Source organism: Actinomyces sp. oral taxon 175 str. F0384 (assembly GCF_000223355.1).
Taxonomy (GTDB): domain Bacteria; phylum Actinomycetota; class Actinomycetes; order Actinomycetales; family Actinomycetaceae; genus Actinomyces; species Actinomyces oris.
Map to the genome: position 1 here is coordinate 852,488 of NZ_AFUR01000001.1, position 20,321 is coordinate 872,808.

16 protein-coding genes are annotated in these 20,321 nt (G+C 71.6%); 13 read left to right on the forward strand and 3 right to left on the reverse strand.

All coding sequences use genetic code 11. The features are described 5' to 3' along the window. Positions 1-17: 17 nt before the first annotated feature. Entirely contained in the window at positions 18-2,939 is a 2,922-nt protein-coding gene (gene gcvP, locus HMPREF9058_RS03575) for an aminomethyl-transferring glycine dehydrogenase (protein ID WP_009747224.1), read from the reverse strand. A gap of 175 nt (positions 2,940-3,114) precedes the next feature. Between gcvP and miaB the strand changes: the two genes are divergently transcribed. The 7 genes from miaB (at position 3,115) to HMPREF9058_RS03610 (ending at position 11,130) form a co-directional block, all read left to right on the forward strand. Beyond that, entirely contained in the window at positions 3,115-4,776 is a 1,662-nt protein-coding gene (miaB, locus tag HMPREF9058_RS03580; protein WP_009405836.1) for a tRNA (N6-isopentenyl adenosine(37)-C2)-methylthiotransferase MiaB, read from the forward strand. Positions 4,777-4,861: 85 nt separating this feature from the next. After that, entirely contained in the window at positions 4,862-5,332 is a 471-nt protein-coding gene (locus HMPREF9058_RS03585) for a YbjN domain-containing protein (RefSeq protein ID WP_004565218.1), read from the forward strand. Continuing rightward, complete coding sequence (locus HMPREF9058_RS03590; protein WP_009405469.1) at positions 5,332-6,120, forward strand: YbjN domain-containing protein; 789 nt, start codon at positions 5,332-5,334, stop codon at positions 6,118-6,120. The genes HMPREF9058_RS03585 and HMPREF9058_RS03590 overlap by 1 nt, the downstream gene beginning before the upstream one ends. Before the next feature lie 6 nt (positions 6,121-6,126). Continuing rightward, positions 6,127-7,122 (forward strand): tRNA (adenosine(37)-N6)-dimethylallyltransferase MiaA, encoded by a 996-nt coding sequence (gene miaA, locus HMPREF9058_RS03595; RefSeq protein WP_009405447.1) that lies wholly within the window; start codon positions 6,127-6,129, stop codon positions 7,120-7,122. A 10-nt stretch (positions 7,123-7,132) separates the two neighbouring features. Continuing rightward, positions 7,133-8,083 (forward strand): diaminopimelate epimerase, encoded by a 951-nt coding sequence (locus tag HMPREF9058_RS03600; RefSeq protein ID WP_009406237.1) that lies wholly within the window; start codon positions 7,133-7,135, stop codon positions 8,081-8,083. A gap of 82 nt (positions 8,084-8,165) precedes the next feature. Then, positions 8,166-9,587, forward strand: a complete 1,422-nt coding sequence (gene brnQ / locus HMPREF9058_RS03605; protein ID WP_009406157.1) for a branched-chain amino acid transport system II carrier protein — start codon at positions 8,166-8,168, stop codon at positions 9,585-9,587. Between the two features lie 28 nt (positions 9,588-9,615). After that, positions 9,616-11,130 carry an MFS transporter gene (locus HMPREF9058_RS03610; RefSeq protein ID WP_009747625.1) on the forward strand — a complete coding sequence of 505 codons (1,515 nt, stop codon included), beginning with the start codon at positions 9,616-9,618 and terminating at the stop codon, positions 11,128-11,130. Positions 11,131-11,167: 37 nt separating this feature from the next. Here HMPREF9058_RS03610 and HMPREF9058_RS03615 read toward each other — a convergent pair whose 3' ends face one another. Continuing rightward, on the reverse strand, positions 11,168-11,785 hold the full coding sequence (locus tag HMPREF9058_RS03615) for a class I SAM-dependent methyltransferase (protein WP_043537768.1): 618 nt from the start codon (positions 11,783-11,785) through the stop codon (positions 11,168-11,170). 168 nt (positions 11,786-11,953) lie between these two features. Here HMPREF9058_RS03615 and HMPREF9058_RS03620 point away from each other — a divergent pair, with 168 nt between their 5' ends. From HMPREF9058_RS03620 to HMPREF9058_RS03640, 5 genes are all read left to right on the forward strand, one after another. Continuing rightward, positions 11,954-12,844: a hypothetical protein gene (locus HMPREF9058_RS03620; protein ID WP_043537611.1), complete on the forward strand. Its 891-nt coding sequence runs from the start codon at positions 11,954-11,956 to the stop codon at positions 12,842-12,844. A gap of 177 nt (positions 12,845-13,021) precedes the next feature. Continuing rightward, a complete protein-coding gene (locus HMPREF9058_RS03625; RefSeq protein ID WP_009405603.1) occupies positions 13,022-13,555 on the forward strand; it encodes a hypothetical protein in 534 nt (177 codons plus the stop codon). 78 nt (positions 13,556-13,633) lie between these two features. Beyond that, complete coding sequence (hflX, locus tag HMPREF9058_RS03630; protein WP_009406504.1) at positions 13,634-15,286, forward strand: GTPase HflX; 1,653 nt, start codon at positions 13,634-13,636, stop codon at positions 15,284-15,286. 92 nt (positions 15,287-15,378) lie between these two features. Further along, positions 15,379-17,343 (forward strand): ATP-dependent DNA helicase, encoded by a 1,965-nt coding sequence (locus HMPREF9058_RS03635; protein ID WP_175284689.1) that lies wholly within the window; start codon positions 15,379-15,381, stop codon positions 17,341-17,343. Between the two features lie 118 nt (positions 17,344-17,461). Further along, positions 17,462-18,463, forward strand: coding sequence for an L-lactate dehydrogenase (locus tag HMPREF9058_RS03640; RefSeq protein ID WP_004565208.1), 1,002 nt, complete (start codon positions 17,462-17,464; stop codon positions 18,461-18,463). A gap of 73 nt (positions 18,464-18,536) precedes the next feature. Here the strand turns inward: HMPREF9058_RS03640 and lexA are convergent, their stop codons facing one another. Further along, on the reverse strand, positions 18,537-19,325 hold the full coding sequence (lexA, locus tag HMPREF9058_RS03645; RefSeq protein WP_009405929.1) for a transcriptional repressor LexA: 789 nt from the start codon (positions 19,323-19,325) through the stop codon (positions 18,537-18,539). A 213-nt stretch (positions 19,326-19,538) separates the two neighbouring features. Here lexA and HMPREF9058_RS13355 point away from each other — a divergent pair, with 213 nt between their 5' ends. Further along, on the forward strand, positions 19,539-20,288 hold the full coding sequence (locus HMPREF9058_RS13355) for a LysM peptidoglycan-binding domain-containing protein (protein ID WP_139018933.1): 750 nt from the start codon (positions 19,539-19,541) through the stop codon (positions 20,286-20,288). Positions 20,289-20,321: the final 33 nt, after the last annotated feature.

A 20,321-nucleotide genomic window follows, 5' to 3' on the forward strand; every position in this document is an offset into this window, starting at 1 on the left:
TCAGACGTGGTCTCGGCTCATGCCTCGTGCGCCTCGAAGGCATCGGGTGGCGGGCAGGTGCACATCAGGTGGCGGTCGCCCCACGCGTTGTCCACCCGCGAGACCGGGGGGAAGTACTTGTCCGTCTCCATGCCCGCCAGCGGGAAGGCCGCGGTGGCGCGCGAGTAGGGCCGCTGCCAGGGCTCGGCCGTGACGGCCGCCAGCGTGTGCGGCGAGCGGCGCAGCACCGAGTCCTCCAGCGCCACGGCCCCCGAGGCGACCTCGTCGATCTCGGCACGGATCGAGCGCATGGCCGCGATGAAGCGGTCCAGCTCGGCCAGGGGCTCGGACTCGGTGGGCTCGACCATGAGCGTGCCGGCCACGGGGAAGGAGAGGGTCGGCGCGTGGAACCCGTAGTCGATGAGCCTCTTGGCCACGTCCTCGGCGGTCACGCCGGTGGCGGCGGTGAGCGCACGCAGGTCGAGGACGCACTCGTGCGCCACGTGCCCGCGGTGGGTGTACAGGGTGGGGAAGACGTCGGCGAGCGTTTGCGAGAGGTAGCTCGCGTGGGCCAGCGCCGTGAGGGTGGCCCGGCGCAGATCGGCGTCGGTGAGCGTGGCCAGGTACGTCCAGGCCAGCGGCATGACCCCCGCCGAGCCGAAGCGGGCCCCCATGGCCGCTGCTCCGCCGAAGCCCCGGTCATGGTCCTCGTCCGTCGGGAGGGCCGATCCGGTGGGGCCGGCCGGAAGGTAGGGGGCCAGGTGCTCCTTGACGACGACGGGGCCCACGCCCGGACCGCCGCCGCCGTGAGGGATGGCGAAGGTCTTGTGCAGGTTGAGGTGGGACACATCGCCACCGAGGTCACCCGGGCGCAGCAGCCCCGTGAGGGCGTTGAGGTTGGCGCCGTCGATGTAGACCTGGCCGCCGGCGTCGTGGACGAGGGCGGTGACCTCAGTGACCTGCGGCTCGAAGACGCCGTGGGTGGACGGGTACGTGAGCATGATGGCCGCGACGCGCTGACCGTACTCGGCCAGGAGCTCGCGCAGGTGGTCGATGTCGATGGAGCCGTCCTCGGCGGTGGCGACCACCGTGACGCTGAAGCCGGCGCCGGCGGCCGAGGCGGCGTTCGTGCCGTGGGCGCTGGCGGGTACCAGGACGAGGTCGCGCTGCTGCTGCCCGGTGGCCCAGAGGTAGCCGCGCACCGCCAGCAGGCCGGCGAGCTCGCCCTGGGCGCCGGAGGCAGGCTGCAGGCTGCACCGGTCGTAGCCGGTAAGCCGCGCCAGCCGGTCGGCGAGACCGTCCAGCAGCAGGCGCCAGCCGCGCGTCTGGGACGTGGGGGCGTAGGGGTGGATGCCGGCGAGCCCTGGGCTGAGCCACACGGCCGACTGCGCGGCCGCGTTGAGCTTGAGGGTGCACGAGCCCAGCGGGATCATCGTCCGGTCGAGGGCGAGGTCGCGGTCCGCCAGCCGTCGGATGTAGCGCACGAGGGCGGTCTCGCTGCGGTAGCGGTGGAAGCTCGGGTGGGTCAGGAAGCTGCTCGTGCGCGCCAGCGAGGTGGGCAGGGGGAACCGGGAGGCGCCGTCGGTGCCCGGGGTGGGCTCCTGCGCGGCGCGGGGGAGTGAGTCGGCGAGCGCCCGCAGGACCGTGGTGACGTCGTCATCGGTGGTGGTCTCGTTGACGCTCACACCCACGTGGTCGGCATCGAGCATGCGCAGGTTGTAGCCCAGCGCCTCAGCACGCTCGATGGCCCGGCGGGCGGCGCCGGGCAGGCGCACGCTCACCGTGTCGAAGAACTCCTCGTGCTCGAGGGCGAGCCCGAGCGCGCAGGCGCCGACGGCCAGGTGCTCGGCCCGGCGGTGCACGTGCTCGGCGATGGACACCAGGCCCTCGGGACCGTGGTAGACCGCGTAGAAGGCCGCGACGACCGCCAGCAGGGCCTGCGCGGTGCAGATATTCGAGGTGGCCTTCTCCCGGCGAATGTGCTGTTCGCGGGTCTGCAGGGCCAGGCGGTAGGCCTCACGGCCCTCGGTGTCCCGGGAGACGCCGACGACGCGTCCCGGCAGCTGGCGCCGCAGCGCCTCGGTGACGGACATGAAGCCCGGGTGGGGGCCTCCGAAGAACAGGGGCACCCCCAGGCGCTGCGCGGTACCGACGGCGATGTCCGCGCCGACGGCGCCCGGCTCGGTCAGCAGCGTCAGGGCCAGCGGGTCGGCATCGACTGCCACCAGGCCGCCGCGGGCATGGACGGCCGCGATGGCACCGGAGAGGTCCTGGACGAGTCCGCGGCTGGTGGTGTGGGCCAGGACCGCCCCGGTCAGGGGAGCGCCGTCTTCGGTGATCGTGGAGATGCAGACGACCTCGACGTCGATGCCCAGGGCCTCGGCCCGGGCCGAGGCCACCTCGATGAGCTGGGGGTGCAGGCCGGAGTCGAGGAGCACGGGAGCGCCGGGGCCGCGGTGCGCGCGCGTCATGAGCAGGACGGCCTCGGCCACGGCCGTGGCCTCGTCCAGCAGGGAGGTGCAGGCCACCGGCAGGCCGGTGAGATCGGCCACGACGGTCTGGAAAAGCAGCTGGGCCTCCAGGCGCCCCTGGCTGATCTCCGCCTGGTAGGGGGTGTAGGCGGTGGTCCAAGCGGGGTTGGACAGGACGTCGCGCACGATGACGGCGGGGGTGACGGTGGGGTGGTAACCGCGCCCGATCATCTCGGTGTGCGGGTCGTTGAGGGCGGCCAGGGACCTGAGCGCGCCGACGGCCTCGTCCTCGCTCAGCCCGCCGACGACGGCATCGGGTCGCTCGGGCTGCTGCGGGGGGTCGAGGACGGGCAGGGTGGCGGGGACCACCCGGACGGCCAGGTCCTCCAGGCTCCGAGCACCGATGCGGGTCAGGACCGCGTCCAGGTCCGCTCCCGTCGTGCCCAGGTGCCGGTCCAGGAAGCGCGCGGGTGTGTGGGGCGCCGTCATAACCCTCCCTCTCATCGTGTGGCGCGTCACATCCTAGTGAAGGAGCCCGCATCCGCGCAGCAGAATGGAAGCGGCGCTCCGTGAGGCCCAGGTCGAGGACCATCAGTCGTGCATCTGGTCACGACGCTGCGCCAGGGCTGGGGCGGGGCCCCGCCGCCACCTACACTGCTCGGCGATGACCACGCTGACCACCTCCGCCCCCGTTCTCGACGCCCGAGGCGGCCTGCCGCGCACCTACCACGTGCGCACGCTCGGCTGCCAGATGAACGTCCACGACTCCGAGCACATGGCGGGACTGCTGGAGAGAGCCGGCTACCTGCGCGTCGAGGACGTGCCCGAGGCCGCCGCCCGCGCCACCGACGCCGGTGACGGCGGGGCCGATGTCGTCATCATCAACACCTGCTCGGTGCGTGAGAACGCCGCCACCCGGCTCTTCGGCAACCTGGGCCAGCTCGCCGCCGTCAAGCGCGAGCGCCCCGGCATGCAGATCGCCGTGGCTGGGTGCCTGGCCCAGCAGATGGGGGAGGGGATCGTCGAGCGGGCCCCCTGGGTCGACGTCGTCTTCGGCACCCACAACCTCGACGTCCTGCCCGCCCTGCTCGAGCGCGCCCGGCACAACTCCGCGGCCGCCGTCGAGCTCGAGGAGTCCCTCAAGGTCTTCCCCTCCACCCTGCCCACCCGCCGCGAGTCCTCCTACGCCGCCTGGGTCTCCATCGCCGTGGGCTGCAACAACACCTGCACCTTCTGCATCGTGCCCTCCCTGCGCGGCAAGCAGCGCGACCGCCGTCCCGGCGACGTCCTGGCCGAGGTCGAGGCCGTCGCCGCGCAGGGCGCCATCGAGGTGACCCTCCTGGGGCAGAACGTCAACTCCTACGGGGTCGGCTTCGGGGACCGCGGTGCCTTCGCCAAGCTGCTGCGGGCGGCCGGCTCAGTCGAGGGCATCGAGCGCGTGCGCTTCACCAGCCCCCACCCCGCCGCCTTCACCGACGACGTCATCGAGGCCATGGCCACCACCGAGGCCGTCATGCCCAGCCTGCACATGCCCCTGCAGTCCGGCTCGGACCGGGTGCTGCGCGCCATGCGCCGCTCCTACCGCACCCAGCGCTTCCTGGGCATCCTGGACAAGGTCCGCGCCGTCATGCCCGAGGCCGCCATCACCACCGACATCATCGTCGGCTTCCCCGGCGAGACCGAGGAGGACTTCCAGGCCACCCTCGACGTCGTCGAGCAGGCCCGCTTCGCCTCGGCCTACACCTTCGAGTACTCCCCGCGCCCGGGTACCCCCGCCGCCGACCGCGACGACCAGGTTCCCACCGAGGTCGTCAAGGACCGCTACCGGCGGCTTGACGCGCTCGTGCGCCGCATCGCCCACGAGGAGAACGAGCGCCAGGAGGGGCGCGTCGTGGAGGTGCTCGTCGCCGAGGGCGAAGGGCGCCGGGATGCGGTCACCGCCCGCATCTCCGGGCGCGCCGCCGACAACCGCCTCGTCCACGTCGCCCTGCCCGATGGTCTGACCGAGGACGACTACGCCGGCGGGGCCCCGCGCCCCGGCGACATGGTCACCGTGCGCGTCACCCACGGCGCCCCCCACAACCTCATCGCCGACTCCGCCCGCTGCGGGCGCGAGCTGGACCCGCGCGCCGCGGCCGCCAACGAGGCCCTCAAGCCCGGCGACCGCCTCTGGCTCGACGACGGCCCCGCCCTGTTCCAGGTGCGACGCACCCGCGCCGGAGACGCCTGGGAGCGCCGCCAGGCCGAGGCCTGCGCCACTCCCGAACCCGACACCGCCCCGGTGAGCCTGGGTCTGCCCACCCTGCGCGTGGGCGCACCGGCCTGAGGCGGACCACGGCTGATTGCGCTGACGGTGGAGCGGGCCGGGCTGCGCTGGGGAGCAGCCCGCAGGCCCCGCTAGGCTGGGAAGCATGCCCAGCTTCGACGCCAGCTCTGCTGCCGCCGCCACGGTCCCCAGGCCCGTGGACGTCGACCGTATCCACGAGTGCGTCAAACGACTGGGACTGCGTTACTTCATCGACGACGAGGGCGACATCGGCATCCCCTGGCGCTACGTCACCGTCCACGCCATCTTCCAGGACACCAGGGCCGTCCAGATGCGCGGAATCTGGCACCGCATCGCCGACACCGAGCACCTGACCCAGCTGCGTGCCCTGGTCGAGGACTGGAACACCACCCGCATCGGCCCCAAGGCCTACCTCACCGTCGCCGACGGCGGAGTCGTGCGTCTTCACGGTGAGTACACCTACCCCCTCGAGGCGGGAATGACGGACCGACAGCTCGAGGACTTCGTCTTCGGCGGCTGCCGGCTCATCGTCGCCCTCATGCACGAGGCCGAGGAGCAGTTCCCCGACGAGCTGCGCGGAAGCCTGGAGCCGTGATGCCCAGACTGCAACGCCTCACCGACTTCATCGCACGCCTCCTGGGCAAGGAGTGGGACGTGCGGGCGCTGGACCACCGGCGCAGCAGTGGGCCCGTCGACTCCCAGAGCCGACCCGACGAGCCCCCGACCATCTCGCCGTACGTCACAGGTCACGTGGAACCCTCAGCCTCAGGGGAATCAGCCGACTCAACCACTCCGACCGACTCCAGTGGTCCATCGGAGCCGACCAGGACAACCGCCTCGGCGCAGACCCTGGACGCCTCACGCAGCTGGTCGAGCACATCGAGCCGACTGGAAGAGGAGCCGGCAGCGGAAGGACGGGGCGCCGACCGCTCGTCGGACCTGGAGGCGACCGACGAGGAGCCCCAGGAGCTGACCCTGGCGCGGATCGAGTCCATGCTCACCGGCCCCATGGAGTACAACGTCCAGCTGACCGAGGACCGCGAGCACCCCTGCCTCCTGGGCACTTGGGACTCCTTCCCCTTCGTCATCGAGATTCCTGAGGGGCACGACGGCTGGCTCCTGGTCTCGGGGGACTGGGAGGAGGCCGCCCCCGCCTCCCAGAGGGACGAGATCGCCGCCAGCGTCAACGACTGGAACCGGGACAAGTTCTTCCCCACCGTCGGCGTCATCGACACCCCCATCGGTCCGCTGGTGCGCGCCACCTACCTCACCGACCTGTCCGCCGGGGCCACCGACGCCCAGCTGCGCCTCCACCTGGACACGGCGCTGTCCGCCTGCACCCAGGCCCTCAGCCTGGTGGGTCCTCTCCTGCCGGAGATCTGAGCCCCCATGAGCCCAGCGTCCCCGAGCGCCCCCCGTCTGCCCAGACTCGTCGTCGTGGGGCCCACCGCCACCGGCAAGTCCGCCCTCGCCCTCGACCTCGCCGAGCGGATGCACTCCGACGAACCGGCGACCCGCGCCGAGATCATCAACGCCGACGCCTCCCTGCTCTACCGCGGCATGGACATCGGCACCGCCAAACCCAGCCCCGCCGAGCGGGCCCGCGTCCCCCACCACCAGATCGACGTCCTCACCGTCAGGGACAGGGCATCCGTGGCCGCCTTCCAGCGCAGCGCCCGCGGAGACATCGACGCCGTCGAGTCACGGGGCCACCTGCCGATCATCGCCGGAGGCTCTGGCCTGTACGTGCGGGCCCTGACCGACGACCTCGACTTCCCCGGCACCGACCCGGCCGTGCGCACCCGCCTGAGCGAGCGCGCCGAGCAGGAGGGAACCGCCGCCCTCCACGCCGAGCTGGCCCGCCTCGACCCGGTCGCCGCCGAGCGCGTCGAGGCCTCCAACACCCGCAGGATCGTGCGGGCCCTGGAGGTCATCGAGATCACCGGCCGTCCCTTCTCCGCCTCCCTGCCCCGCTACGAGGACATCGCCCCCACCGTCCACATCGCCCTGCGCTGCGAGCGCCGGCTCCTGGATAAGCGCATCAACGAGCGGGCCCGCGCCATGTTCGACGGCGGCCTCGTCGAGGAGGTGGAGGCCCTCATCGACCAGGGTCTTCGGGAGGGGGAGACCGCCCCACGCGCCATCGGCTACGCCCAGGCGCTCGCGGTCATCGACGGGACCATGAGCGTGCCCGAGGCGGTCGACTCCACCGCCCTGGCCACCCGCCAGCTCGCCTCCCGCCAGATCAAGTGGTTTCGGCGTGACCCACGGCTGCTCTGGATCGACGTCGCCCTCACCGAGACCGGGCAGTGCACCGACTCCGAGCGCTCCCGGCTCACCCGGCAGGCATGGGAGCTCGTCTGCGTGGGTCGCGGCGTCGCTTAGGCTAGGGACCATGCCGCACTCGACAGGTCTTCGCGGTCGTGAGCTCATCAAGGGCCACGCGACCCTCAACGACTTCCTCATGCTGGTCGACCCCGGCTGCGAGGTCGCCATCAGCGGCGCCGACATCGCGGCGGCCTGTGACCGCCACCGCGGCATCGGCGCCGACGGCTTCGTGCGCGTCGTACGGACCACCGCCCTGCCCGGCGGCGGAGCCTTCGCCGCCTCCGTGCCCGAGGCCGAGTGGTTCCTGGACTACTACCGCGCCGACGGAACCGTGGCCGAGATGAGCGGCAACGCCGCACGCCTGTTCGCCCACGTCCTGGACCATGAGGGGCTGTGCCCCATCGCCGACGGCGAGTCGGTCACCATCGGCACACGCGGCGGGGCCCGCACCATCACCCGCCTGGGGGAGCTGTGGACCGTGGACATGGGACCGGCCCGCCTGGCCAGCCCCGAGGAGGCCGAGGACGAGGGCTGGGACACGGCCGTCGTCGTCCCTGGCCTGGACGGGCCGCGGGCCGCCCTGAGCGTGGAAATCTCCGGCCCCCACACCGTCGTCGCCCTGGGGGAGGAGGGCGAGCTCGAGGCGGCCGCCTTCGCCGGGCTCACCGACTCCGCGGACCCGGTCGCCTACGACCCCGTCCCCGAGGTCGGCACCAACCTCGAGCTCGTCGTGCCGCTGGGGGAGGAGACCGACCCCGACACCCAGTCATCGGTGGGTATCGCCCGCATGCGCGTCCTGGAGCGCGGCGTGGGGGAGTCCCTCTCCTACGGAGCGGGGTGCTGCGCCGTCGCCGTTGCCCTGCACGCCTGGACTGGTCCGGGCGCTCCCGAGGACTACCGACTGCTCGTTCCCGGCGGAGAGATCGGGGTCCACGTGGGCGCCGACCCCCTGGGCGAGGACGGCAGCGTGCTGCTGACCGGCCCGGCCACGATCACCGGGCGGATCACCGTCGCCTGAGGCCCCTCAGCCCCGCCGCCATCCGCACTGCTCCCGGACGTCGCACCGACGCCACATCCGAGAAGAGAAACCGACCACCACTATGAGCCAGCCATCCACACGCTCCGCCGTCGGCGCCGTCCTGCCGACCGGCCTGATGCTCTTCGCCCTGTTCTTCGGGGCGGGCAACCTCATCTTCCCGCCTCTGCTGGGCGCCGCCTCGGGCAGGTCCTTCATTCCGGCCATGGGGGGCTTCCTCGCCACCGGGGTGCTCATGCCGCTCATCACCGTGGTCGCCGTCTCCGCATCCGGTGAGGGGATCTTGGGACTGGCTCGCAGAGTGGGACCACGATTCGGCGCCGTCATGCCGCTGGCGGTCTATCTGGTGATCGGTCCTCTGACCGGTATCGCCCGTGCCGCCACGGTCGCCTACAAGCTGGCGACCCTTCCGGTGCTCGAGCTGCTGGGGGTTCACCACTCCCGCCTGGCCCTGCTGGCGCATGTGACGGTGTTCATGGGCGTGTCCTTCAGCATCGCCCTCAGCCCGAGCCGCCTGGCCGACCGCGTCGGGCGCTGGCTCACTCCCGCCCTGTTGGCCCTGCTGGCCCTGCTGTGCGGGGCCGCCATCCTGATGTTCCCCAGCGTGGAGCGCGAGGCCGTCGGGGACTATGTGAGTCACCCCCTGACCACCGGGTTGACTCGGGGCTACCTCACCATGGACGTCCTGGCGGCCACCGTCTTCGGCGTCGTGGTCATCTCCTCCCTGCGCGAACGAGGCCTGTCCTCTTCCCGCGCCCTGGTGCGCAGCACGATCCTGTCCGGGGGTATCGCCGCCGCGCTCCTGGGGCTGGTGTACATCGGCCTGGCCGTCCTGGGAACCCACACCCGCGGGCGGATCACCGCCGACGCCGAGGAGGGCACCGAGCTGCTGAGCAACGCGGCCTCCTCGACGCTGGGGGCCTCGGGCGTCGTCATCTTCGCCGCCATCGTCATCCTGGCCTGCCTGACCACCGCCGTGGGGCTGCTGGCCTCCTGGGCCGGATACGCCTACACCGCCTGGCCGGCCGTCTCCTTCAACCGGCAGCTCGTCGCCTGCACGATCGTCGCCTTCGCGCTGGCCAACCTCGGACTGGATGCCATCCTCAAGATCGCGGGGCCGGTGACGTTCCTGCTCTATCCCCTCGTCATCGCCCTGGTGATCGTGACACTGATCGATGCCCTGGCGCCGGGACGGCTCAGGGCCACCTACCGGTGGTGCGTGAGTACAGCCGGGATTCTCGGATCTGTCTCCGCCATCATGGCCACCGGCTGGAAGGGCCCCAGCAGGCTGCTGGAGCGCACCGGCCTGTGGAGCGACTCCACCGGCTGGATCCTGCTGGTGCTCATCGCCCTGGTGATTGGGATCGCCCTGCTGATCGGCATCCTCCTGGACATCCGCTCCGGAGCCTGGTCCACGCCCGCCCCCGGGGAGCCTCCCAGCCGGGTCCAGCAGGACGTCGAGCATGCCGCGGCCTCACAGCTGTGAGCGGTCCGGCACGCGGTAGCCTCACGACGTGCCCACGCCTCACCCCCGCGACCCAGCCCAGACGCCGCGTCCGAACCATGAGCGGCTTCTGCCGACACTTCTCATCCCCGCCTTCGTCACGCTGCTGGCCGTCTCCTCGGTCAATGTCATCCTGCCGGCGGTCTCCCACAGCCTGAGCGCCGGCACCGCCGGGCTTCAGCTCATCGTCTCCGGCTACGCCCTCGTCTTCGGGGTGGCCCTCGTCCCGGCCGGCCGCGCCGGCGACGTCATGGGGCGGGGGCGGCTCTTCGTCATCGGCATGCTCCTGTTCGGGGCCGGCTCCCTCGCCTCCGGCCTGGCCCCCGACGTCGTCACCCTCAACCTGGCCCGGGTCGTCATGGGAATCGGCTCAGGGCTGCTCAACCCGCAGGTGACCGGCATGATCCAGCAGTACTACACCGGTGAGGCCCGAGGACGCGCCTTCGGGCTCTTCGGCGCCGTCATCGGGGTCTCGGTAGCGCTGGGGCCAGTGCTCAGCGGCGGGTTCATCGGCTGGCTCGGAGACGACTGGGGCTGGCGCGCCTCCTTCCTCATCAACGTCCCCCTCACCCTGGCCGGCGTCTGGGCCGCGCGTCGCTACCTGCCGGCCTCCGCCTGGCGCCGGGAAAGCGACACAGGTCAGACGGAACAGGCGGGCAGCTCCGATGGCGACGCCGCCGGGAGCGCCGGCGCCACCGGGGCCGCCCAGCGCGGCGGGGTCGATCTCGACCCGGTGGGGATGGGGATGCTCGCCGTCGGCACGCTGCTCATCATGATCCCCTTCATGGAGGCCTCGGCCGGCACCTGGATCTGGGGTCTGGAGGCCGCCGGAATCGGCGTCATCGGCGCCTGGGTGGCCTGGGAGAAGCGCTACCGGTCCAGGGGCGGCGCCCCCATGGTCGACCTCAGCCTGCTGGCCATCCCCTCCTTCGCCTACGGCAGCCTGGCCATCGCCGTGTACTTCCTGGGCTACACCAGCGTGTGGATCATCGTGGCCCAGTACGTCCAGGCCGGCCTGGGATCCACCGCGCTGGCCAGCGGCCTCATCGGAGTCCCGGCCGCCCTGGCGGGATCGATCACCGCCGCCGTCGCCGGCCGCAGGGTGATCCGGGTGGGGCGGGTTATGGTGCTCGGTGGCATGGTGCTGGGCATGGCTGGGCTGCTGGGGAGCATCGGCATCATGCACATGCATGCGCGTGCGGGGTGGAGTCCCTGGTGGCTGACCCTCACGCTGCTGGTGCTCGGAGTGGGGCAGGGTCTCGTGGTCTCCCCGAACCAGACCCTCTCCCTGGCCGACGTCCCCCTGGAGTACGCCGGGGCCGCGGGCGGCATCCTCCAGACCGGTGAGCGCATCGGCGCCTCCATCGGCATCGCCGTCATCACGGGCCTGACCTTCCGCGTCTCGCACTCCTCGGGCTGGGAGGCCGCCGCCCAAGCCGGCCTGCTGGCCGTCGTGGCCACCATCGCCGTTGCCGCCGGGGTCGCCGTCATCGACCTGCGCCTGGCGAGGCGACGACGCCGGTAGTCGGGCGGGCCCCGTCCGGGCACGGCCCGGCGGCGTGTCAGCCGTGCCGGCGGCGCACTCGCAGGACTCTGAAGCCCTTCGAGGAGGCCATTCGATTCACGTCCCAGCCCTGGTTACTCAGCCAGGTCGCCAGGGAGTCGGCTCCCAGGTTCTTGAGCACCACCAGCCAAGCCTCCCCGTCCTCGGACAGCAGCGCCAGCCAGGTGAGCAGCAGCTCGTGCAGGGCCTCCTTGCCGATGCGCACCGGTGGGTTGGACCAGATGAGATCCACCGGTGTCGAGCTCTGGCGCAGCTCGGCCAGCAGCGCGTCGGCCGGGGCGGTCCGCACGTTGTCCAGGCCTGCGGCAGCGGCGTTGCGAGCGGTCAGGGCCAACGAGCGCTCATTGACATCGACCGCCAGGACCGTGGCCCCAGGAGCGGCGTCGGCCAGGGCCAGCGTGATCGGGCCCCAGCCGCATCCCAGGTCGAGAAAGGAACCGGTCTCGGGCGGATCGGCGACGTGGTCGAGGAGGACCTGTGTGCCCTTGTCGAGGCGGTCGGCGCTGAAGACGCCCGAGGCCGTGACCACCGTGTGCTCGACGCCGCGGATCGAGAACCGGTGAGTGCGCTCCTCGGCCTCGACGGCGGGGGAGGCGGTGAAGTAGTGCTCGCTCACGCCCACCAGGCTACCCGGGCTCTGCTCGTCGACAGAGGGAGGAAACCAAGGCGGTCATCAGTCCGCTGCCCCTTGCCAGGCGAGGAGTGCCGATTTTGCGAGACGCGGCATTTTGATAATACGATCGCGTCTCCATAGGGGTGCGGACGGTAGGAGAGGGATGTTGTCATGAGCCGATACAGGGCTCTCGCAAAGGCGCTCAGCGGCTGGGCAATCTTGACGTTGGGGGTGACTCTTTCGATAGCGATCGCACAGGCTGTCGGATCCAGGACTGAGACCGGACCTGCATTCATTCGCGTGTCTCAGGCAGTTCTGGTCACATTGTTCGTTGTTCCCGCGATCGTGGCTTGTCGTCGTCTCCTTGACCGCAGGACTCTCGCCGGGATGGGCCTATCACGTCACTGGCCCGCCGCGGCCGCGACCGGGGTGGCCGTCGCTGTCGTGACCGGGGCTGTTGTGTGGACACCCGTGTTCTTGATCGGCTGGGCCCGGTTCGATCACCTCGAACCGGTGGCGCTCGCAACCTTCCTCGCAGTCAACGCGGTCGTCCTGCTACTGTACGAGGCGTTGCCGGAGGAGATCGCGCTGCGCGGCTACGGGTGGTCGACTCTACGGGAAAGTTGGGGCCCGCTCGCGGCCACCATGACGATCACGGTTCTCTTCTGCCTCAGTACGGCGTTCAGCAATCTGATTCGAATGACGTCAACGCTCGTTCTAGGGGGTGGAACGACGGGCTTCTCTCTGGCGCCGAGCGGTAACGACCCCTTTTTCTACATAGTTTTGCTGTTCGTCTTCGGCCTCACACTGGTTGCGGCCCGACGGATCCCACTACCGGGTGCGCTCACCTCTGCGATCGCCTTCCATTTCACGTTTCTCACCATCAACCGCGTGCTTCTGGGTGGTCTTGGCTGGATCGACTCCGGGGTCGGGATCGAGTTCGCCACGCCCGAGGTGGCCGGGATCAGCCTTGTGCACGCTGCGCTTGCCGGAACTGTCTTCATGGTGGTGCGGCGGTGGCTGGAACGCCGTACAGCGGTTGTATCGAGGCGGGTAGCCTGATGTGATGACGATGTCTCCGCTACCATCCGACCCCGTGTCGGAAGGTCCGGTAGCACATCGGAGAAGCCAACGGGAGGCGCCTCCGGCGCCGTCGTCGGAGCCCTCGCCCCGAACATCGAGGTCTACGTCCTCGGGGAGATCCTGCGGTGCCTGGCCGCCCGGGCCATGGCCACAGGTGTGGCGATCATCGGGGCGCTTCGCGTCTCCAGCCCCTGGTTCTGGCCCGGAGTCGCCGGCGGGACCGCACTGGTGCTCTGGTCCTGCTCCCGCGTCCTGCCTGCAGGGACCCTGTGCCTGGCGGTCGGCCGGCGCGCGGGCATCGCCACCCTGATGTGGATGTGCGCCTTTTTCCTGACCCAGGACTACCTGGTTGCTCCCAGCGCCCACGATGTCCTGGACATGACCCCGACCCAGATCGGCTGGGCGCTCACCGCAGGCGGTATCGGCTGGCCGGTCGTCGCGCTTGTCTGCGGGGCCCATCCGGCGCGGGAACTGAAGGCCTACCGCCGCCGCACCACGCTGGCCGTGGTCTTCGTCGCCCCCACGGCATCCGGTGTCGAGACGGACCGGCTGTGGCCGACACTCATCTTGCTCGCCGTGGGGCTTCTCCGCACCCCGCTGCTGGCCCGACGCGCCGCCCGAGTCGGCGGGTGGCCCCACGCGCCCGCGGGCAGTACCATCGCCCCCATGTGGATCCTTCGTATGCGCTGAAACGGCGGCCGGCGCCGCTCCCCGCCAGAACCATCGCGCCCCATCGGAGGGGCGCAGGCATACGACGAAGGACAATTTGTGACCCATCACCACTCCACGACCCCCAGCACCCCTTCCACCCCCGAGGACGCAGCAGACACCCGTGACGCCCATGAGGGCCGTGACGTCCGTGACGTTCAGGACGTTCACGACGTCCATGACGTTGTGGCCCGGGTCCTGTCCCGGACCGGAACCGCTCTGGCCTCCACCGCCGCCCAGCACGAGCACGCCGGTGGCTACGCGGACGGCCTCGACGACGGCGCCCTGGAGCGGGAGGCCCGCGCCGCCCGCCGCCGTGTGGCCGGACTGTCCACCGAGCTGGAGGACGTCAGCGAGGTCGAGTACCGCCAGGTCCGCCTGGAGAAGGTCGTCCTGGTCGGCCTGGAGCTGCCCCGGCCCCACGGCCCGGCCGCCGGCGCACCGGGCGGCAGCGACCAGGTGCGCGACGCCCAGGACGCCGACACCTCCCTGCGAGAGCTGGCCGCCCTGGCCCAGACCGCCGGTAGCGAGGTCCTCGACGCCCTCATCCAGAAGCGCGACCACCCCGATCCCGCCACCTACCTGGGCAGCGGTAAGGCGCGTGAGCTGGCCGACGTCGTGGCCGCGGCCGGCGCCGACACGGTCATCGTCGACGGTGAGCTCGCCCCCTCCCAGCGCCGAGCCCTGGAGGACGTCGTCGGCGTCAAGGTCGTTGACCGTACCGCCCTCATCCTGGACATCTTCGCCCAGCACGCCAAGTCCCGTGAGGGCAAGGCCCAGGTCGAGCTCGCCCAGCTCGAGTACCTCCTGCCGCGCCTGCGCGGATGGGGCGAGTCCATGTCCCGACAGGCCGGAGGCCGCGTGGCCGCCGGTCAGGGCATCGGCTCACGCGGCCCCGGAGAGACCAAGATCGAGCTCGACCGGCGCCGCATCCGCCAGCGCATGGCCCGCCTGCGCCGCGAGATCCAGGCCATGGCGCCCTCGCGTGAGACCAAACGGGGCTCGCGCCGACGCGGTGCCATCCCCTCGGTGGCGATCGCCGGCTACACCAACGCCGGAAAGTCCTCCCTCATGAACCGCCTCACCGCGGCCGGCATCATGGTCGAGGACGCACTGTTCGCCACCCTCGACCCCACCGTCCGGCGGGCCGAGACCTCCGAAGGGCGCACTTATACCCTCACCGACACCGTCGGTTTCGTGCGCAACCTGCCCCACGAGCTCATTGAGGCCTTCCGCTCCACCCTGGAGGAGGTCGCCGGGGCCGACCTCGTGCTGCACGTCGTCGACGCCGCCCACCCCGACCCCCTCAGCCAGGTGGCCGCCGTGCGCACCGTCCTGTCCGAGATCCCCGGCGCCCTGGACGTGCCCGAGCTCATCGTCCTCAACAAGACCGACCTCGCCGACGCCGTCACCCTGGCTGCGCTGCGCACCGGTCTGCCCGGGGCGGTCGCGGTCTCGGCCCGCACCGGGGAGGGGATCGAGGAGCTGCGCGCCCGCATTGAGCAGATGCTGCCCCACCCGCAGGTGAGCATCGACGTCGTGGTGCCCTACTCCCGTGGGGACCTCGTCTCCCGGGTCCACGCCGAGGGGGAGATCGACACGGTCGACTACGTCGAGGCGGGCACTCACGTCGTTGCGCGCGTCGGCGCCGCCCTGGCGGCCGAGATCGAGGGCGCCTCCGCAGGCGTCACCGTCGACTCAGATGCGCCGTGACCCCGAGCGAGCCGAGCCGCACGGACCGGCCTGACACTGACGGCGCCGGCGACCGCAGGGTCCTGGACGTCCTGGACACCGCGGTGCGCACCATGGGCGGCAGCCCCCGCCAGGGGCAGACCACCATGGCCCGGGAGGTCGCCCAGACCCTGGCCGACGGCACCCACCTCCTGGTGCAGGCCGGCACCGGGACGGGAAAGTCATTGGGCTACCTGGTGCCCGCCATGGCCCATGCCGTGCAGGCCGGTGCCCGGGTCGTGGTCTCCACCGCCACCCTGGCCCTGCAACGGCAGATCCTCACCAAGGACGCGCCCCTGGCCGCCGACGCCGTCGAGCAGGTCACCGGCACCCGCCCCGAGGTGGCCCTGCTCAAGGGCTGGCAGAACTACCTGTGCCGCCACCGCCTGGACGGCGGCTACCCGCCGGAAGAGGACGAGGCCGCGCTCTTCGGCGTCGGGGACGCCATCGCCCAGCCGGCCGCCGGGCACGGGAGCGACGCGAGCCTGGGCGAGCAGGTGGTCCGCCTGCGCGAGTGGGCGGCCCGGACGGACACCGGTGACCGCGACGATCTTGTCCCCGGCGTCTCCCAACGCGCCTGGGCCCAGGTCTCCGTCTCCCGGGCCGAGTGCCTGGGACAGTCCTGCCCCCTGAAGTCCGAGTGCTTCCCCGAGCTGGCGCGCGCCGCCGCCTCCCGGGCCGATCTCGTGGTGACCAACCACGCCATGCTCGGCGTGGTCGTGGCCGGCAACCCCGGGGTCCTGCCCGACCACCAGGTCCTCATCGTCGACGAGGCCCACGAGCTGGCCGACCGCATCCGCTCCCAGGGCACCATCGCCCTGTCGGCGGCCGCCGTGGCGCGCACCGCCGCCACCGCCCGCAAGCACGCCTCCGTGCTGGTCAGCGAGCTGGAGTCCGCGGGCCAGACCCTCCAGCTCGCGCTGGCTGAGCTGCCCGACGGCCGCCTGGAGGCGCCCCTGCCCACCGCCCTGCACGACGCGCTCGTGCTCCTGGACGGCGCCGCCCGCCAGGTCGCCTCCGACGTGCGCGACCAGGCCCGCGCCCTGGGGCGCGATCGCTCCAGCGAGGCCGCCGGGGGCCTGGCGGTCGCCCGCACCGCTGTCGCGGACCTGGTCGACGCCCTGGACCGCATGACCTCGGACTCGGTGGCCCAGGGACGCGACGTGGCCTGGATCGAGCGTCCCCGCATGGGCGCCGAGCCCCCACGCCTCCTCCTGGCCCCCATCGAGGTCGCCGGATCGGTGGCCGGCCACCTGCTCAACGGCCGCGCCAGCGTCATGACGTCGGCGACCCTCGCCCTGGGGGACAGCTTCGATCCCATGGCCCGCTCCCTGGGACTGACCCTGGCCGAGCAGCCCTGGAGAGGCCTCGACGTCGGCTCCCCCTTCGACTACCCCCGTCAGGGCATCCTCTATGTGGCCGCCCACCTGCCCCGCCCCGGCTCCGGCATCTCCGAGGCGGCCCTGGATGAGATGCTCGCCCTGGTCGAGGCCTCCGAAGGCGGCATGCTGGGTCTGTTCTCCTCCCGGCGCGCCGCCCAGGAGGCCGCCGAGGTGCTGCGCGGAGCCACCGACCTGCCCGTCTACGCCCAGGGCGACGACCAGCTGCCCACCCTGGTGCGGGCCTTCGCCGAGGACGAGGCGGCCTGCCTGGTGGGCACCCTCTCGCTGTGGCAGGGCGTGGACGTGCCCGGGCGCACCTGCCGCCTCGTCGTCATCGACCGCATCCCCTTCCCCCGGCCCGACGACCCGGTCGCCCAGGCCCGCACCGACGCCGTCGTGGCCTCCGGCGGCAATGGCTTCATGAGCGTATCGGCCACCCACGCGGCCCTGCTCCTGGCCCAGGGGGCGGGGCGCCTCATCCGCCGCAGCCAGGACCGCGGCGTCGTCGCCGTCCTGGACTCGCGTCTGCGCACGGCGCGCTATGGGGGCTTCCTCACCCGCTCCATGCCCGCCCTGTGGCCGACGACGAAGCCCGATGTGGTCCGTGCCGCTCTGAGGCGCCTGGCTGTGCGGACTGATGCCCCGGTGGAGGAGTGAACCCGTCGGCTGGGCCTTTGGGTATGTGCCCCTCGGGAGGATATGCACGTAGGCTTGAGGCGAGCGGGTGCTCGCGCCCCTGCGGTCCTGCCCAGCAGATCCCATTGAGGAGAAGAACGTGTCAGACCACATCACCACTACCGCTGAAGGCTCCTACCCCACCAACCGTTCCGGCCGCCCCTCCAAAGTCGCTGTCATCGGTGCCGGGGCCGTCGGCTCCACCCTCGCCTACGCCTGCGTGACCAAGGGCGTTGCCCGCGAGGTCGTGCTGCAGGACATCGTCAAGGAGAAGGTCGAGGCCGAGGCTCTCGACATCGCCCAGGGAATCCAGTTCACCTCCGCCGGCTCCGTCTCCGGCTCCGACGACCCCGAGATCTGCCGCGATGCGGACGTCATCGCCATCACCGCCGGCGCCAAGCAGAAGCCCGGCCAGTCCCGCCTCGAGCTGGCCGGCGCCACCGTCGGCATCATGGAGAAGATCCTCCCCAAGCTGGTCGAGGTCGCTCCCAACGCCATCTTCGTCCTCGTGGCCAACCCGGTGGACGTGGTGACCTACTGCGCCAAGAAGATCACCGGTCTGCCCGAGAACCAGGTCTTCGGCTCCGGCACGGTGCTGGACACCGCCCGGATGCGGTACCTCATCTCCCTGGAGACCGGCACGGCCGTCCAGAACATCCACGGCTACATCGCCGGCGAGCACGGCGACTCCGAGGTGCCCCTGTGGTCCTCCACCGAGATCGGCGGTGTGCCGATCACCCAGTGGGGCACCACCCTTGACGGCGGCGTGTTCGACGAGTCCAAGCGTGAGCGCATCGCCCACGACGTGGTCCGCTCCGCCTACCGCATCATCGAGGGCAAGGGCGCCACCAACTACGCCGTCGGCCTGGCCGTCCAGCGCATCATCGGCGCCGTCCTCAACGACGAGCAGCGGGTGCTCACCATCTCCCCGCTGCTGGACAACTGGCACGGCATCTCCGACGTGTGCATGGCCGTCCCCACGATCGTGGGACGTGAGGGCGCCGGGCGCCGCCTCGAGCTGCCCCTGACCCCCGAGGAGAAGGAGCGCCTGACCGCCTCCGCCGACCACCTGCGCGAGGTCGCACGCGGCCTGGGCTACTGAGCCACCGGTCTGAAACACGGAAGGCCCGCCCCGGTCAACGGGGCGGGCCTTCCGTCATGCGGGCCTGGCGTGCCTACAGGGCGCGCAGCACCGTGACCACCTTGCCCATGATCGTGGCCTGGTCTCCGTCGATCGGGGCGTAGCTGGAGTTGCGGGGAAGCAGCCACTGGTGGCCGTCGCGTCGCGAGAGCACCTTGACCGTGGCCGAGGCGCCGTCGACGTCCTCGATCATGGCTGCCACGATCTCGCCGTTGGCCGCGTCGGGCTGGGAGCGCACCACCACCCAGTCGCCGTCGCAGATAGCGGCTTCGATCATCGAGTCCCCGTGCACCTCCAGCATGAAGAGCTCGCCCTCGCCGGTCAGGCGGCGGGGCAGGGCCATGACATCGGTGACCTCCTGCTCGGCCAGGATCGGGGCCCCGGCGGCGATGCGTCCCACCAGCGGAACGGCGACCGCCTCCCCGTCCTCGACGCCGGGGACGCTGGGGGAGTCAAGAGAGGAGACGTGAGCGCTGCCGGGGGTGGCCGCGCGGCCGTTCGGTGCGCTGTCGGCGCAGACGACCTCCATCGCCCGAGGCCGATTCGGGTCTCGGCGCACCAGGCCCAGGCGCTCGAGCTTGTCCAGCTGGTGCTTGACGGAGGAGGGGCTGGTCAGGCCCACCTGCTCGCCGATCTCACGCAGTGAGGGCGGGTAGCCGTGGGTGGCGATGGCCGCGCGGACGGCCTCATAGACCGCGCGGGCGCGCTTGTCGAGGTCGTTGATGACCTCCGCGACCGCTGCTGCGCTGATCTGCTCAGCACCGCCGGCTCCGCCGTGCGGCATCGGGGTCGATGAGTCGCCCTGGCGTGCTGTGGTGCTCATAGTCCTGGCCCTCCCTGCCGGACGGCCCTCAGGCCCGGGGGCGTCAAGGGCGCGGAATAGATGTCGGTGGTCCGTGATCGTCTTGGACATGACCAGCCTACCGGCGACGCGACCACGATTCAAACACATGTTCGAAGATGTGCTGGACGTGTTGCCTCTCAGGCGCTAATGTATCGAACAAGCGTTCGTCGAACATGTGTTCAGGAGGTTGCCGTGAGTGCCATCGCCATCCCGCTCCCGTCCCGTCAGGCTTCTCGGGCTCGGAGTGATGAGCCCGTCGCCGGGCCGGCCAGTGGCCGGGCTGGCGGGCAGTCCTCCCGTCGGCCTCGGTTGAGGCTGGTCACTGACGACTTCGTCCCCGAGGCTCCTGTTCGGCGTAGCGTCGAGGGCGCGCAGCGCCCCGGGGTCGCATCCGCTCGTGTCCCGGCGCTGCCGGCAGCGCTGCCAATGCGTCGCCCCGCGGCGCCTGCCGCGCTGCGGGGTCGTCGCTCGGAGCTGGAGAGGCTGGCCCCGCAGCACCCGGCGGTGCGTGCCGCTGGGCTGCGACGTAGCGCCCTGCAGGAGGAGGGTCGGAGAAGCGACGCCGCTCAACGTCCCGGCAAGGGGGAGCCCGTCCCGTCCCGCCCGCGGGAGGTGGTGGAGACGGAGGTGCGCTCCCCAGGTGGACTGCGGCTTCTTCGTGGCGGTCTTGCGGTCATCGCCGCGGCCCTCGTGCTCGCATGCAGCGGACTGGCCATCGGGGCCCTGGCGGGCATGGCCTGGGCGGCTCCCACCACGGCGGTTGCGCAGGTGCAGGCGGATACCACCACCACGGTGGTTCGTCCCGGTCAGTCCCTGTGGGACATCGCCGAGGCGAGCGGGACCGCGGACGTCCCGGGGATGGTGGCCCGGATCGCCGAGCTCAACGACCTGAAGGGAACGACCATCCGTGCCGGGCAGACGCTGGAGATCCCTGCGGCGTGAGAACTCGTGCACGGATCGCACCTTGAGGCGGGC